We start from the raw sequence: 13358 nt of genomic DNA on the forward strand, positions 1-13358 counted from the left end.
ACTGCTCAGGCGACCCGCCCAGGCGCCTGAGCGACGGGCGGCAGCGGGCAGTGCAGCATCGCGCAGATCGTCCGCAGCAGTTCGAGCTCGGACACCGTCATCCGGCCGTCGTGACCGATCACCGTGACGACCGCCTCGACGAGCTGCTGCTTGGCCCGGGCGGGCATGCCGTCGAGCGCGCCCCAGGCGCTCTCGAGGGCGGCGACGCCGGCGGCGGGCGGGGCGTAGGGGATCGCCCGCCCGTCCCCGTAGAGCCGCCCGAGCCCGGCGGCGAACGCTTGCGCCGCCGTCCCGGCACCGTCAGGTCCCGCGTCCCCGTCCCCGGCGTCAGCGAGGACCGCGAGCAGCGTCGCGGTGGCCTTCCTGGCGGCGGCCGTCGAGTACCGCTGCCCCGCCCAGGACGGCCGGTGGTGGCGCGACTCGTGGAGTTGTTCGTGCAGCAGGCGTGACAGGCAGTACTCGACGACGTCCAGCCGCCCGTCCGCCGCGATCATGTCGTGCAGCGTGGCCATGATGGCGTCCTGCTGCTCGGGAGTACGGTGCTGGACCGCCGGGAACGCCAGCTCTGCGAGAGGCAGACGCAGCTCGGGAGGCAGCCCGGCCAGTGCCTGTCCGGTCCGCCGCACCTCGCCGGCAGCGGCCTCACCGAAGTGCCGCGCCACGGCCGCGAGCTGCGCCGCCCGCACATCCGGGTGCGGCGACAGGACCAGCGCGAGCACCAGCGACACCGATCCCTCGGTCTCGTGCGCGGACGCCCGCAGGTGCTCGGGGATCCGGTCGAGCAGTCCGCCGGCCCGGTCCAGCGCGTCCGGCTCGAGGCTCCCGATCGCGGCGACCACGGCGGCAGGGTCGGCGGCCACCGGCGACACTGCCTCGCCGGACGCCTGCGACCCCGTCCGCGCCACCGACCCGGCCAGCCCCATCGCCCGGTCCTCCGCCGCGCCCGACGGCGGCCTGCTCGCCCACTGGCGCCGCAGCTGCTCCAGGTCCTCGGGTCGCGTGTCCGGCTCCAGCACGCGGATCCGGTCGATCAGCGGCGGGTGCGTGGCGAGCATCTGCCCCTTGAGCCCCTTCGCGGAGCCGAACAGCATGTGGCCGACCTCGTCGGCCCGGGGGTTGCGGATCGCCGAGCTCTCGGTCAGCCCGGCGATCTTCTTGAGCGCCCCGGCCAGGCCCGCCGTCTGGCGCGTGTACTGGACCGCGGTCGCGTCGGCCAGGTACTCCCGCTGCCGCGACACCGCCGCCTGGATGAGGCGGCCGACACCCATCCCGATCGCTCCGGCGATGATCAGCGCCAGGCCGATCAACGGGACCGGGTTGCGGTTGCCGCCGCGCACCATCGTCAGCACCCGCCCCACGACGAACAGCACCAGCAGCCCGAACAGCAGGCCCATCAGCTTGATGTTGAGCCGCATGTCGCCGTTCACGACGTGGCTGAACTCGTGGGCGATCACGCCCTGGAGCTCGTCACGGTTCAGCCGTTCCAGGGACCCGCGCGTCACCGCGACCGCCGCGTCGGCCGGGGACCATCCGGCGGCGAACGCGTTGATGCCGCGCTCCCCTTCGAGCACGTACAGGGCGGGCACGGGCGTGCCGGAGGCGATGGCGATCTCCTCCACCACGTTGCGCAGCCGCCGCAGGTCCGGGTCCCGCGTGTCCGCGGGCACCGCCGTGCCGCCCAGCGACTCCGCGACCCGCGCTCCCCCGCCGCTGCGCAGCGAGACCGACTTGAACAGCGACGACAGCCCGATGAGCGCGACCGTCAGGATGCTCGCCGCGGCCAGCGACGTCACGACGGTGTCGGCCGGGGACCCGACGCCGATGGCGAGCCAGACCGCGAGGTCCACGACCGCCACGGTGCCCACCACGGCGAGCACGAAGAGGAGCACGAGGCGGGCGGAGACACGACGGACCTGCCGTTGCCGTTCGAAGAAGTTCATCCGGTGCTCAGGCGGGGTAGTCAGGCAGTCCGAGGTCCACCTGCGGGGCCTCGCGCTGCGCGGGATCCTCGATCTCGAAGAGCGCCGCCTCGGCGAAGCCGAACGGGCCGGCGACGATGCTCGCGGGGAAGACCTCGCGCTTGTTGTTGTAGAACATGACGCCGTCGTTGTACGCCTGGCGGGCGAAGGCGACCTTGTTCTCGGTGGAACGGAGGTCCTCCATCGCCTGCAGCAGCGTCTGGTTGGCCTTGAGGTCCGGGTAGCTCTCGGTGAGGGCGATGAACCGGCCCATGGCCTGGGTCAGCATGTTCTCGCCCTCGGCGAGTGCCTGCATCGCGGCAGGATCGCCCGGGGCGGCGGAGGCGGCGGACTGGGCGTTGACGGCCTGGGACCGCGCCTCGATGACGGCTTCGAGGGTGGAGCGTTCGTGGACGAGCGACCCCTTGGCGAGCTGGACGATGTTCGGGATGAGGTCGTGGCGACGCTTGACCTGGACGTCGACCTGGGCCCAGGCGTTCTTGTAGGCGTTGCGGGCCCGGACGAGGCCGTTGTAGATCCCGACCACCCACAACGCCAGCACGATGACGACGACGATGACGATCGCCAGCACGATGATTGTTCCGATGTCCATGACCGCTCTTCTCACTCGTCTCCGGCACGTTTCGGGCTCGCGGCCAACGTATACCAGGAGACCGACAGCGGTCCCGCAAAGTGCGGCCCGCACCACCGAGGTGGTGCGGGCCGGCCGTCGAGGGAGGTCAGGCGATCCCGTCGGGTCCCACCGTGGCGCCGTCGGGCACCCGGCCCGCCGTCGCGCTGCCGAGTTCCGACGGCTCGGGCAGCGCCGCCTTGCCGACCGCCCGCACGCCCGAGCCGAACGTCCAGTCGCCGGCGACCGTGAGCGACTCGGCGGCCGTCAGCGACGGCGCGCCGTCCGCGAACCGGGCGGTGAAGTCGTCGATGAGCTTGTAGTAGCGCTTGTCCAGGTCGACGAGCGGCGCGGATCCGCCGGCCCCGGCGTCGAACGCGGCGTTCAGCCGGAAGTCCGCATCCAGCGAGTACACGTCCGAGCGGAGCAGCAGCAGGTCGTTCGTCGTCTTGACCGGGAGGAAGCGGCTGCGGGGGACGTCGATGGCGGCCGCCCCCTCGAAGACGCGCACGGCGGCGCCCATCGCGGACTCGATCTGCACGACTGCGGGCGAGGAGGCGTCCGACGGGTCGACCGTCTTCTCGTTGCGGATGAGCGGGAGCTCCAGGACGCCGCCCGTGCGCTCCAGCTCCGCGCCGAGCGCCTCGAGGTCGAACCAGAGGTTGTTGGTGTGGAAGTAGGGGTGGCGGGTCGCGTCGAGGGCGTACGCCATGTCGTCGGGGTGGGTCTGCGCGGTCTCGCGCTGCACGATGCGACCGTCGGACCGGCGGCGCACGAGCTGCCCGCCCTTGACGTCGGCGGGGGTCTTGGCGCACATCTCCGCGGCGTAGGGGGCGCCGGAGGCGGCGAACCAGCCGGCGATGTCGGCGTCGGGGGCGGCGCCCAGGTTGTCGGAGTTGGAGACCGACAGGTACCGGAAGCCGGCGTCGAGCAACGCGGTGACGATGCCGTTGGCGTGCAGCGCGGCGTAGAGGTCGCCGTGGCCGGGCGGGCACCACTCGAGCGAGGGGTCCGCGTCCCAGCGGACGGGCTCGAGCGTGTCGGCGAGGAGCTTCGGCTCGCGGTTCTGCAGGAAGTCCGGCGGAAGGCCGTCGACGGCGAGGTCGGTGTACCGGCCGAGCGCCGCCAGCGTGTCGTCGCTGGTCCGGAAAGAGTCCATGAGGATGAGCGGGAGGCGTGCGCCGGTGGCCCGCCGGGCGGCGCGGATCTGCCCCGCGATGATGTCCAGGAAGCTGAGGACGCTGCCGTCCGGCGCGACGCGGACCGGCAGGAGACTCTTGGCGCGGTCCATGCCCATGGAGGTGCCGAGGCCGCCGTTGAGCTTGCAGATCGCCGTCCGGCCGAGGGCCTCGGCGGCGTCGCCCGGATCGATGTCGAGGTCGGCGTGGCGCGGGATACCGGTGAGCGGCTCGACGTCGTCCTCGCGGATGAGGCCGGTCTCGCCGGAGGTCAGGATCCGGTAGAACCTGGTGAACGTCTCGATGGCGGCGGGCGCGACGCCCGCCTCGGTCATCTTGTCCCGTGCCTGCTGCAGGCCCTGCGGCTGTGCGGTCGCATCGCTCATGGCGCCAGGTTATGCGACTCCCGGCGGGGTCACGCGAAGCGTCCGGGATCCCCGGCCCCCTCGCGGACGATCTCGGGGTAACCACCCGACCAGTCGACCACCGTCGTCGGCTCGGCCACCCCGGTCTCGCCGTCGTCCAGGACGACGTCGACGACCTTGTCGAGCGCCTCCTTGACGACGTACCCGTCCGCCAGGGGCTCGGTCTCGCCGGGGAGGATCAGCGTGGAGGACAGCAGGGGTTCGCCGAGCTCGCGCAGCAGGGCGGCGACGACGCGGTGGTCCGGGATCCGCACGCCGACAGTCTTCTTCCGCGGGTGGGCGAGGCGCCGCGGCACCTCGGCGGTGGCGGGGAGGATGAAGGTGTAGGGGCCGGGTGTGGCGGCCTTGACGGCGCGGAACGCGTTGTTGTCGAGCTTGACGAGCCGGCCCATCTGGGCGAAGTCGGCGCACACCAGCGTGTAGTGGTGCTGTGCGTCGAGCCGGCGGATCTCGCGGATGCGCCCGATGGCGTCGTGGCTGCCGGTGCACGCCCCGAGGGCGTAGCCGGAGTCGGTCGGATAGGCCAGGAGGCCGCCGTCGCGCAGCGTGGCGACGGCCTGGGCGATGCTGCGCGGCTGCGGGTCTCGCGGGTGGATCTCGAGGTAGCGGGACATGGGGTGACGCTACTCCCCGCGTGGGCGGTCCGTCTCAGCGGGGCTGGTCCCCGAGGGCCCGGCGGAGCTCGGCGTCGGACGCGTTGCCGCCGGTGCAGACGACGCCGACGCGGCGCCCGGCGAAGCGTTCGCGGTACCGGACGACGGCGGCCAGGGCGGCCGCGCCGGCTCCTTCGGCCACGGTGCGCGCCGCCGTGAGATACCGGTGCTGGGCGGCGGAGATCTCGTCGTCGGACACGAGCAGGAAGTCGGCGAGGTGGTCGCGCAGGACGGCCTGGGTGAGGCTGAAGCCGGCGCCGGTCGCGAGCCCCTCGGCACGGGTGGTGGCGGGCCGTTGGACGAGCTCGCCGGACCGCCAGGAGTCGTGCGCGGCGGGGGCGGCGTCGGACTGGACGCCGATGACCTCGACGTGCGGCGCGATCGCGGCAGCGACGAGGCAGGCGGCGGCCGCGCCGGAGCCGCCGCCCACGGGGACGACGATCGCGTCGAGGCCGGGCGCCTGCTGCAGCAGTTCGAGGTAGCAGGTGGCGACACCGGCGATGAGGAGGGGCTCGTTCGCGGCGGACACCAGCCGGGCGCCGTCGCGGGCGGCGAGGTCCGCGGCGTGGCCGGCGGCCTCCGTGAGGGACTGCCCGGCGAGCTCGACGCGCGCGCCGAGGGCCCGCACGGCGCGCTCCTTGAGGGGGTTCGGCGGGGTCGGCCCGGCCGGCATGACGATCGTGGCCGGTACGCCCGTGTGGCGCGCGGCGTACGCCTGGGCCTGGGCGTGGTTCCCGGTGGAGTAGGCGACGACGCCGGGCTCACGCTCCTCGGGCGCCATGGACAGCAGGAGGTTGAGCGCTCCGCGCACCTTGAACGAGCCCGTGTGCTGCAGGTTCTCGTGCTTGACGACGACGTGCGCGCCGGTGGCGTCGTCGAGCTCGGCGTAGGAGGTGGCCGGCGTGCGCAGCACGAGGTCCTCGATCCGCCCGTGCGCGGCGAGCACGTCGTGCATCCCGGGCACGATGTCCTGGGCGGAGGCGGGACGGGGCGCGGTCACGGCGATCGGTGCGGCGGTCATGGACTCCACTGTGCCCGCCGACGAACCATAGGTCCAATACGAGGTTTCGTCGAAACATATAGCAATTACCGATGCAAGGGGCGTAGGCTGGTGCCATGCCCGCAGACCTCGATCTGACCCGGCTGCGCGTCCTCGCCGCCGTCGCGCGCACCGGCTCCGTGACCTCCGCGGCCCGCGTGCTCGGCTACGCGCAGCCATCCGTCAGCCACCACCTGTCCCGGCTCGAGTCCGAGGCCGGGATCCCCCTGCTGCAGCGCGCCGGGCGCGGCGTCCGGCTCACCGAGGCCGGCCGGCTCCTGGCGGACCGCGCCGAGGAGATCCTGGCCCGCGTGGACGGCGCCGCCCGCGAACTGGAGGCCCTCGCCGAGATGCGCGCCGGCCGCGCCCGCCTCGCCGCGTTCCCCTCCGCGCTCGCCACGATCGTCCCCGCCGCCGTCGCGAACCTGCGCACCGACCTCCCGGGGCTGGCCGTCAGCCTGCTCGAGGCCGAGCCGCCGGAGGCCGTCGACGCGCTGCGCGCCGGGAAGGTCGACGTCGCCCTCGTCTTCGAGCACACCGACGTCAAGCACACCCGCAGCATCGAGGACCTGTCCCGCTTCGAGGTGACCGACGTCTTCGACGAACCCGTGCACCTCGTGCGCTCGGTCGCCGACGCGCCCGCGGACGCCGCCGACGGAGTCTGCGACGCGCCGCCCCTCGCCACCCTGGCCGACGCCGAGTGGATCGCCGGCTGCGAACGTTGTCGCGCCGACCTCCTGGCCCGCTGCGCCCAGGCCGGATTCGCCCCCCGCATCGCGTTCGAGACGGACGACTACGTCGCCATCCAGGCGCTCGTCGCCTCGGGAGCCGGGGTCAGCACGGTTCCCGCGCTCACGCTGCGCGCGCACCGGGACCCGGGTGTGGTGACCGCTCCCCTACCCGGTGCCATCCGGCGGATCATGGCGCTCACCATCGGCGCGCCCACGCCGCCCGCGCGCGAGCTCATCGCGCGGCTGGCCGCCGTCGGGCAGCGCTTCGCCGACGAGGATCAGCTCGCCGCGGTCTCCTGACGCGCGAGTCCGGGGAGCGCCGCCATGCCCGACTGGCTGACCTGGTGGACCACCACCGACTACGACGTGGCGCGGCAGGTGCTCCAGCGCGGGTTCGGCGCCCTCTACGTCGTCGCGTTCTGGGGCGTGCTGCGCCAGTTCCGCCCCCTGTGCGGGGAGCACGGACTCATCCCCGCACCCCGCCGGCTGTCTGCCACGACCTGGCGCGACGGCCCGAGCCTGTTCCGCGTGCGCTACTCCGACCGGCTCCTCGTGGCCGTCGCGTGGTGCGGGATCACGCTGGGCGCGGCGGCCGCCGCCGGGCTGCCGCAGGCCGGGGACTGGTGGGTGCCGATGCTCTGCTTCGGCGCACTGTGGTTCGGCTACCTGTCCGTGGTGAACGCCGGCGGGCGGTTCTACGGGTTCGGCTGGGAGACGCTGCTGTGCGAGGCCGGGTTCGTGGTCGCGTTCCTGGGCTCGCCGGGTGCGTTCGGCATGTCCGACGGCGTCGCGACGCCGGTCCTCACGATCCTGGCCGTGCGCTGGCTCCTGTTCCGCATCGAGCTCGGCGCCGGGCTCATCAAGTGGCGCGGCGACCCCGCCTGGCGCGACCTGACGGCGCTCGACTACCACCACGAGACGCAGCCGATGCCGGGCCCGTTCTCCTGGCACGCGCACCACCTGCCGCGCTGGTGGCACCGGGTCGAGGTGGCCGGGAACCACGTGACGCAGCTCGGGCTGCCGTGGCTGCTCCTCCTGCCCCAGCCGTTCGCGTCGGTGGCGGGTCTCGCCGTCGTCCTGACGCAGGGCTGGCTCGTGGTCACCGGGAACTTCGCGTGGCTCAACTGGGCCACGATCCTGCTCGGGCTCGGTGTCGTCTCGGACGGCACGTGGGAGTGGCTGCTCGGCTGGACGGGGCTGCCCGTGACCGCCGTCGCAGGGACGTCCGGGGCGGCCGTGCCCGGCGCCGCCGTGCCCGTGGCCTACGTGGCCGTGGTCAGCGCCGCGATGCTGCTGCTGGCCGTCCTGTCGGTCCGGCCGGCGCTCAATCTCGCCTCCCCGTACCAGCGCATGAACGCCTCGTTCGAGCCGTTCCGGCTCGTCAACGCCTACGGGGCCTTCGGGTCGATGACGAAGCGGCGGATCGAGATCGTCGTCGAGGGCACGCTCGCCGAGGAGCCCGGCGAGGCGTCGCGGGCACCGGACGGCAGCCCGGCCGCGTGGCGGGAGTACCAGTTCCGCGGCAAGCCCGGTGACCCGGCGCGCCGCCCGCCGCAGTGGGCGCCGTACCACCTGCGGCTCGACTGGCAGATGTGGTTCCTGCCCCTGGGCCACTCCTCGGACTGGTTCGTCGTGCTGCTGCGCCGCCTCCTGGAGGCCGACGCTCCCACGCTCCGCCTGCTGCGCACGGACCCCTTCGACGGCGAGCGTCCCCGCTGGGTCCGCGCCGTCGCCTGGCGCTACCGGTACACGACCCCCGCCGAGCGCGCCGCGACCGGGCACTGGTGGACACGCGAGGCACCGCGCGTCGTCGTGCAGCCGATGCGTGCCGGCCGCCTCACCAGGTAGAACGCGGCGCTGTTCGTACCATCCCGGAGTTCCGGCGCACACTGTGGGCTCCGCCAACGTGTCACGCTCCTGTAAAAGGTTTCGGCCATAAGAGATATGTCCGTCGCAGTCCTTTTTTTCGGAGTGTGATCATGGCAACATCGAAGGGTGCACCTGATCCGAGAGTTCACCCCCGTCGCCTACGACTTCGCTCTCGCCTCGTGGAGCTGGCTCGGCGTCACCGATCAGGTGCCCCGGTTCGCCTCGTGCTTCGGTGACATCTTCCTGCAGTCGCCGGCGGGATGGTGGTTCCTCGACACCGTCGAGGGCACGCTCGAGATGCGGTGGCACTCCATGGACGAGATGTTCGGGGAGCTCGAATCGCCGGACGGCCGCGCGGAGTACCTGCTGGAGGAGACCCTGCACCAGGCCGAGCAGCGCGGCATGGGCCTCGCCGACGACGAGGTCTTCGCCTTCGTCCCCCCGCCCGCCGTGACCGGGTCGATGGCGGTGGAGAACCTCGCCCCGCTGCGCTTCGCGATCGCCGCGAGCCTCTCCGGCCGCATCCACCAGGAGCTGCGCATCGCCGCGACCCCGGCGCTGCCGGCCGCGCCGACGCACGGGCAGTACTCCGCACAGCACTCCGCGCGCCCGGCGGCACACGCCACGCCCGAGCCGTACACGCCGCGCGCCTGGTCCGCGCCCACGCCGCAGGCCCCGGCCCCGGCCCCGGCCCCGGTGACACCAGCGGCCGGGTATGTCCCGCACGAGCCGTACACACCCCGGCCCTACACGCCGCAGACGTGGTCCACGCCGACGCCTCAGGCGCCCGCGCCCCGCAACCCGGCACCCGCGTACCAGGCGCCGCCGAACACCCTCGCACCGGACCTCTCCGACACGCAGCCGCGCAACCCCGTACCCACCACCTACGACGCGCCCTCGCGCTCCGCGACGCCGCCCGCCCGCGGCGCGCACCGCGCCCCCGCGCCGGCGACCCCCTCCGCGACGACCGCGCGCGCCGTGCCCGAGCCCCTCCCGGCCTGGGCGCCGCCGTCGCACGTCCCGCCGGAGACGACCCTGACGGGCTCCTACCCGGCGGCGCCGGCCACGTCGCGGGCGCGGCACTTCGCCTGAGTCAGACCAGCGAGTCCTGCCACGCCGCGTTCAGCGCGGCGAACCGGCCGCCGTCGTCCACGAGCTCCTCGGGGGTGCCGTCCTCCACGACCTCGCCGCCCTCCAGCACGAGCACGCGGTCCGCGATCTCCACGGTCGACAGCCGGTGCGCGATGATGATCGCCGTGCGGTCCGCGAGCAGCGACTGCAGGCCGCGCTGCACGAGCCGTTCCCCGGGCAGGTCCAGGGACGACGTCGCCTCGTCGAGCACCAGCACCGTCGGGTCGGCCAGGAACGCGCGCGCGAACGACAGCAGCTGCCGCTGCCCCGCCGACACCCGCCCGCCGCGCTTGTTCACCTCGGTGTCGTAGCCGTCCGGCAGGCTCGTGACGAATTCGTGGACGCCTACGGCGCGGGCCGCCGCCTCGATCTCCGCGCGGGTGGCGGCGGGCCGCCCGAGCGCGATGTTCTCCGCCACCGACCCGCTGAACAGGTACGCCTCCTGCGTCACCATCACCACGTGGCGGCGCAGCACCGGCGAGGCGATGTCGCGGATGTCGACGCCGTCGACCAGGACGTGCCCGCCGGTCGCGTCGTAGAACCGGGTCACCAGCTTCGCGATCGTCGACTTGCCGGCGCCGGTGCTGCCCACCAGCGCCACGGTCTGCCCGGCGGGGATCGTCAGGTCGAGGCCGGGCAGCACGACGGGGCCGTCGCCGTAGCCGAAGCGCACGCCGTCCAGCCGCAGCTCGCCGCGCGGTGCGGGCAGGTCGGCGGGGTCGGCGGGCTCGACGACGGTGGGTTCCTCCGCCAGCAGCCCCGACACCTTCTCGAGCGCGGCCGCCGCGGACTGGAACGCGTTGTAGAACATCGCGATCTGCTGGATCGGCGCGAAGAACCGCTTCACGTACAGCAGCACTGCCACCAGTACGCCGACCGCCAGGGTGCCCTCCAGCACCCGCCAGCCGCCCGCGGCCAGCGCCAGGACGACGGTCACGTTGCCGATGAGCAGCAGTCCCGGGGCGAAGCGCCCGTTGATCCCGAAGATGCGGAGGTTGGCGTCGCGGTACGCCTGGCCGATCCGGCCGTAGTCCTGCTCCGTGGTGGCCTCGCGGTTGAACGCCTGGACCGCGCGGATGCCGGTCATCGTCTCGACGAACTTCACGATGAGGCGCGCGGACCAGGTGCGCTGCTCGCGGTAGGCGATCTGCGAGTGCTTGCGGAACCAGCGCATGAGGAACCAGGCGGGAACGAGCCCGGTCATGAGCAGCAGCCCGGACAGCGGGTCGATGATCGTCAGCCCGACGGCGGTGAACAGCATGACCAGCAGTGACGAGATGACGCCCACGAGGCCGCCGTCGAGCAGCTCGCGCAGGGCCTCGAGGTCGCTGGTCTGGCGGGAGATGATCCGCCCCGAGGTGTAGGACTCGTGGAACTCGAGGCTGAGGCGCTGGGTCTGGCGGAAGACGCGGCGCCGCAGGTCGAGGAGGACGTTCTGGGCGATCCTGGCGGCGACGCGGCGGTAGGCGCCGATCGCGATGCCGGCGAGCACGGCGGCGGCCAGGTAGGCGCCGCCGACCGCGGCGAGGGGGACGACGTCGCCGGGCAGGGCGGGCAGGGCGTCGTCGATCGCCAGGGAGACCAGCCAGGGACCGGCGACCTGCGCGGCGCTGGAGAGGGTGACCAGCACGGCCGCCAGGGCGAGCAGGCGGACGTGCGGGCGCAGGAGGTCACCGAGCAGCGCGATGGAACGGCGGCGTACGGCGCGGGAGGTGACGCGGTCGAAGCGGGTCTCGTCGTCGTGCGCGGCGTCCGTGGGACGACGCCGGTCCGCGGGCGCGCTCATGCGCTCACCTCCTCGTCGGCGGGGGCGGCGGACGGGCCGGGCCGGTCGTGCGACACGTAGTCCTCCTCGAGGCTGGAAATGACGTGGCGGTAGTGGGCGTTCGTGGCGAGCAGTTCGCTGTGGGGTCCGACGGCGGTGATGCGGCCGCCCTCGAGGACGGCGACCCGGTCGGCGAGGGCCACGGTGGAGGGACGGTGGGCGATCACGAGGGTGGTGGTGCCGCGCAGAACCTCCGCCAGGCGGTGGGTGACGGCCTCCTCGGTGGTGACGTCGAGCGCGGAGAGCGGGTCGTCGAGCACGAGGACGCGGGGGCGGGCGGCGATGGCGCGCGCGAGGGCCAGTCGCTGGCGCTGGCCGCCCGACAGGGAGAGGCCTTCCTCGCCGATGCGGGTCTCGACGCCGTCGGGCAGGTCGTGGACGAACCCCGCCTGGGCGACCTCGAGGGCCTCGTGCAGGCGGCGGGTGCGTTCGGCCTCGTCGACGGCGTCGGGGCCGGACTCGGGGACGCCGAGCAGGACGTTCTCCCGGACGGAGGCGGAGAACAGGGTGGGGTCCTCGAACGCGACGGCGACGTGCCCGCGCAGGTCGTGGCGGGTCAGGTCGCGCACGTCGACGCCGTCGAGCAGCACCTGGCCGCCGGTGACGTCGTAGATGCGCGGGACGAGCATCGCGAGGGTGGACTTGCCGGAGCCGGTGAGGCCCACCAGGGCCGTCGTCGTCCCGGCGGGCAGGTCGAGGTCGACGTGCTCCAGGACGGGGCGGGCCCCGCGACCGGCGTCGGGGTAGGCGAAGGCCACGTCCCGCAGGGCGACGTCGCCGCGCCGGCCGGCGGGCAGCGTCGCGGGGTGCTCGGGGTCGGTGAGGCCGGGCGCGGTCTCCATGACCTCGAAGTAGCGGTCGACGGCGCTACGGGCGTTGATCGTCATGGACAGGCTCATGCCGAGGTCGACGACGGGCCCGTTGACGACGGCGGTCGTGGCGAAGAACAGCACCAGGTCGCCGACGGTCATCTGCCCGGTGCCGGCCAGCCAGACGCCGAGCACGAGGCAGACGCCCAGCGTGACCTCGGGGATGAGGGTGAGGGCGGCCATGAGGCGGGCGTCGACGGACGCCTTGTGCAGCTCCGTGCGGCGCAGCGTGTCGGCCTGGCCGGTGAACGAGTGCAGCGCGTCGTGCCCCCGGCCGAACGCCTTGAGCACGCGGATGCCGTGGACCGACTCCTCGACGGTGGTGGCGAGGTCGCCGGACTGGTCCTGGGAACGGCGCGAGATGACGCGGTACCTGCGGGAGAAGCGGTACACGATCACGACCACCGGCAGGGCGCCGGCGAGGTAGATCAGCCCGAGCCAGCCCGCCGTCGCGACCAGCACGCCCACGCCGACGGCGATGGTGCAGACGTTCAGCACGAGCTGCAGCAGGCCGAACACCAGCCAGCGACGCAGCAGTCCCAGGTCCCCCATGACGCGGGAGAGCAGCTGGCCGCCGGGCCACGTGTCGTGGAACGCGGCGGGCAGGTCCTGGAGGTGGCGGAACATCGCCATACGCATCGTGTGCTCGACGCGGGTGCCCGGGAACATGACGAGGTTGCGGCGCAGCGCCACCAGGCCCACCTCGGCCAGCCCGAACGCGAGCACGAGCGCCACGGACCAGGCGAGCCCGGTCCAGTCGCGCGTCGCGACGCCCCGGGTCAGCGGGCCGTCCACGACGTACTGCAGCACATGCGGGATCGCCAGCGCCGCGAGGCTCGCGCCGAGGGCGGACAGCAGGCCGCCGGTCAGCGGCGGAATGGCGGAGCGGACGTACGGAAAGAGGCGTCGAATCGATGCGAACGTGGACAGGGGGGTACCTGTGGGGTCATTTGGCATCGCGGCAATTATCTCACCGGAGGCAAGTCATTTGCCCGGGCGAACAGTCGGCGCTCCGCGCTTGGCACACTTTTATTCGTCGAGCCGGGGGT

At 73.4% G+C, this 13358-nt stretch carries 10 protein-coding genes; 3 read left to right on the plus strand and 7 right to left on the minus strand.

The annotated features are described in order from the left end of the window. Positions 1 to 5: 5 nt before the first annotated feature. From ACYVK5_RS14260 to ACYVK5_RS14280, 5 genes are all read right to left on the minus strand, one after another. Entirely contained in the window at positions 6 to 1940 is a 1935-nt protein-coding gene (locus tag ACYVK5_RS14260) for a M48 family metalloprotease (RefSeq protein WP_460706052.1), read from the minus strand. 7 nt (positions 1941 to 1947) lie between these two features. Then, entirely contained in the window at positions 1948 to 2571 is a 624-nt protein-coding gene (locus ACYVK5_RS14265) for a LemA family protein (protein WP_460706054.1), read from the minus strand. A 127-nt stretch (positions 2572 to 2698) separates the two neighbouring features. Continuing rightward, positions 2699 to 4153, minus strand: coding sequence for a UTP--glucose-1-phosphate uridylyltransferase (locus ACYVK5_RS14270; protein ID WP_460706056.1), 1455 nt, complete (start codon positions 4151 to 4153; stop codon positions 2699 to 2701). A 29-nt stretch (positions 4154 to 4182) separates the two neighbouring features. After that, positions 4183 to 4806 carry an L-threonylcarbamoyladenylate synthase gene (locus tag ACYVK5_RS14275; protein ID WP_460706058.1) on the minus strand — a complete coding sequence of 208 codons (624 nt, stop codon included), beginning with the start codon at positions 4804 to 4806 and terminating at the stop codon, positions 4183 to 4185. Positions 4807 to 4840: 34 nt separating this feature from the next. Beyond that, complete coding sequence (locus ACYVK5_RS14280; RefSeq protein WP_460706060.1) at positions 4841 to 5866, minus strand: threonine ammonia-lyase; 1026 nt, start codon at positions 5864 to 5866, stop codon at positions 4841 to 4843. 95 nt (positions 5867 to 5961) lie between these two features. On the opposite strand from ACYVK5_RS14280, the gene ACYVK5_RS14285 reads away from it, so the two are divergent. The 3 genes from ACYVK5_RS14285 to ACYVK5_RS14295 all read left to right on the plus strand — a co-directional run bounded on the left by ACYVK5_RS14285 (position 5962) and on the right by ACYVK5_RS14295 (position 9576). Then, positions 5962 to 6915: a LysR family transcriptional regulator gene (locus tag ACYVK5_RS14285; RefSeq protein WP_460706062.1), complete on the plus strand. Its 954-nt coding sequence runs from the start codon at positions 5962 to 5964 to the stop codon at positions 6913 to 6915. A 24-nt stretch (positions 6916 to 6939) separates the two neighbouring features. Continuing rightward, positions 6940 to 8463 (plus strand): lipase maturation factor family protein, encoded by a 1524-nt coding sequence (locus tag ACYVK5_RS14290; RefSeq protein WP_460706064.1) that lies wholly within the window; start codon positions 6940 to 6942, stop codon positions 8461 to 8463. A 147-nt stretch (positions 8464 to 8610) separates the two neighbouring features. Beyond that, positions 8611 to 9576, plus strand: a complete 966-nt coding sequence (locus ACYVK5_RS14295) for a T6SS immunity protein Tdi1 domain-containing protein (protein ID WP_460706066.1) — start codon at positions 8611 to 8613, stop codon at positions 9574 to 9576. A 1-nt stretch (position 9577) separates the two neighbouring features. On the opposite strand, the gene ACYVK5_RS14300 is transcribed toward ACYVK5_RS14295, so the two are convergent. Together ACYVK5_RS14300 and ACYVK5_RS14305 are read right to left on the minus strand one after the other, a co-directional pair. Continuing rightward, on the minus strand, positions 9578 to 11401 hold the full coding sequence (locus ACYVK5_RS14300; protein WP_460706068.1) for an ABC transporter ATP-binding protein: 1824 nt from the start codon (positions 11399 to 11401) through the stop codon (positions 9578 to 9580). Continuing rightward, complete coding sequence (locus ACYVK5_RS14305) at positions 11398 to 13266, minus strand: ABC transporter ATP-binding protein (protein ID WP_460706070.1); 1869 nt, start codon at positions 13264 to 13266, stop codon at positions 11398 to 11400. Before ACYVK5_RS14305 ends, ACYVK5_RS14300 begins: the two co-directional genes overlap by 4 nt. Positions 13267 to 13358 lie beyond the last annotated feature (92 nt).

It is taken from the genome of Myceligenerans halotolerans, assembly GCF_054782975.1.

Coding starts and splice junctions, on each gene's coding strand:
- ACYVK5_RS14265 (WP_460706054.1), bottom strand. CDS start 2,571: ATGGACATCGGAACAATCATCGTGCTGGCGATCGTCATCGTCGTCGTC.
- ACYVK5_RS14290 (WP_460706064.1), top strand. CDS start 6,940: ATGCCCGACTGGCTGACCTGGTGGACCACCACCGACTACGACGTGGCG.
- ACYVK5_RS14275 (WP_460706058.1), bottom strand. CDS start 4,806: ATGTCCCGCTACCTCGAGATCCACCCGCGAGACCCGCAGCCGCGCAGC.
- ACYVK5_RS14285 (WP_460706062.1), top strand. CDS start 5,962: ATGCCCGCAGACCTCGATCTGACCCGGCTGCGCGTCCTCGCCGCCGTC.
- ACYVK5_RS14300 (WP_460706068.1), bottom strand. CDS start 11,401: ATGAGCGCGCCCGCGGACCGGCGTCGTCCCACGGACGCCGCGCACGAC.
- ACYVK5_RS14270 (WP_460706056.1), bottom strand. CDS start 4,153: ATGAGCGATGCGACCGCACAGCCGCAGGGCCTGCAGCAGGCACGGGAC.
- ACYVK5_RS14260 (WP_460706052.1), bottom strand. CDS start 1,940: ATGAACTTCTTCGAACGGCAACGGCAGGTCCGTCGTGTCTCCGCCCGC.
- ACYVK5_RS14305 (WP_460706070.1), bottom strand. CDS start 13,266: ATGCCAAATGACCCCACAGGTACCCCCCTGTCCACGTTCGCATCGATT.
- ACYVK5_RS14280 (WP_460706060.1), bottom strand. CDS start 5,866: ATGACCGCCGCACCGATCGCCGTGACCGCGCCCCGTCCCGCCTCCGCC.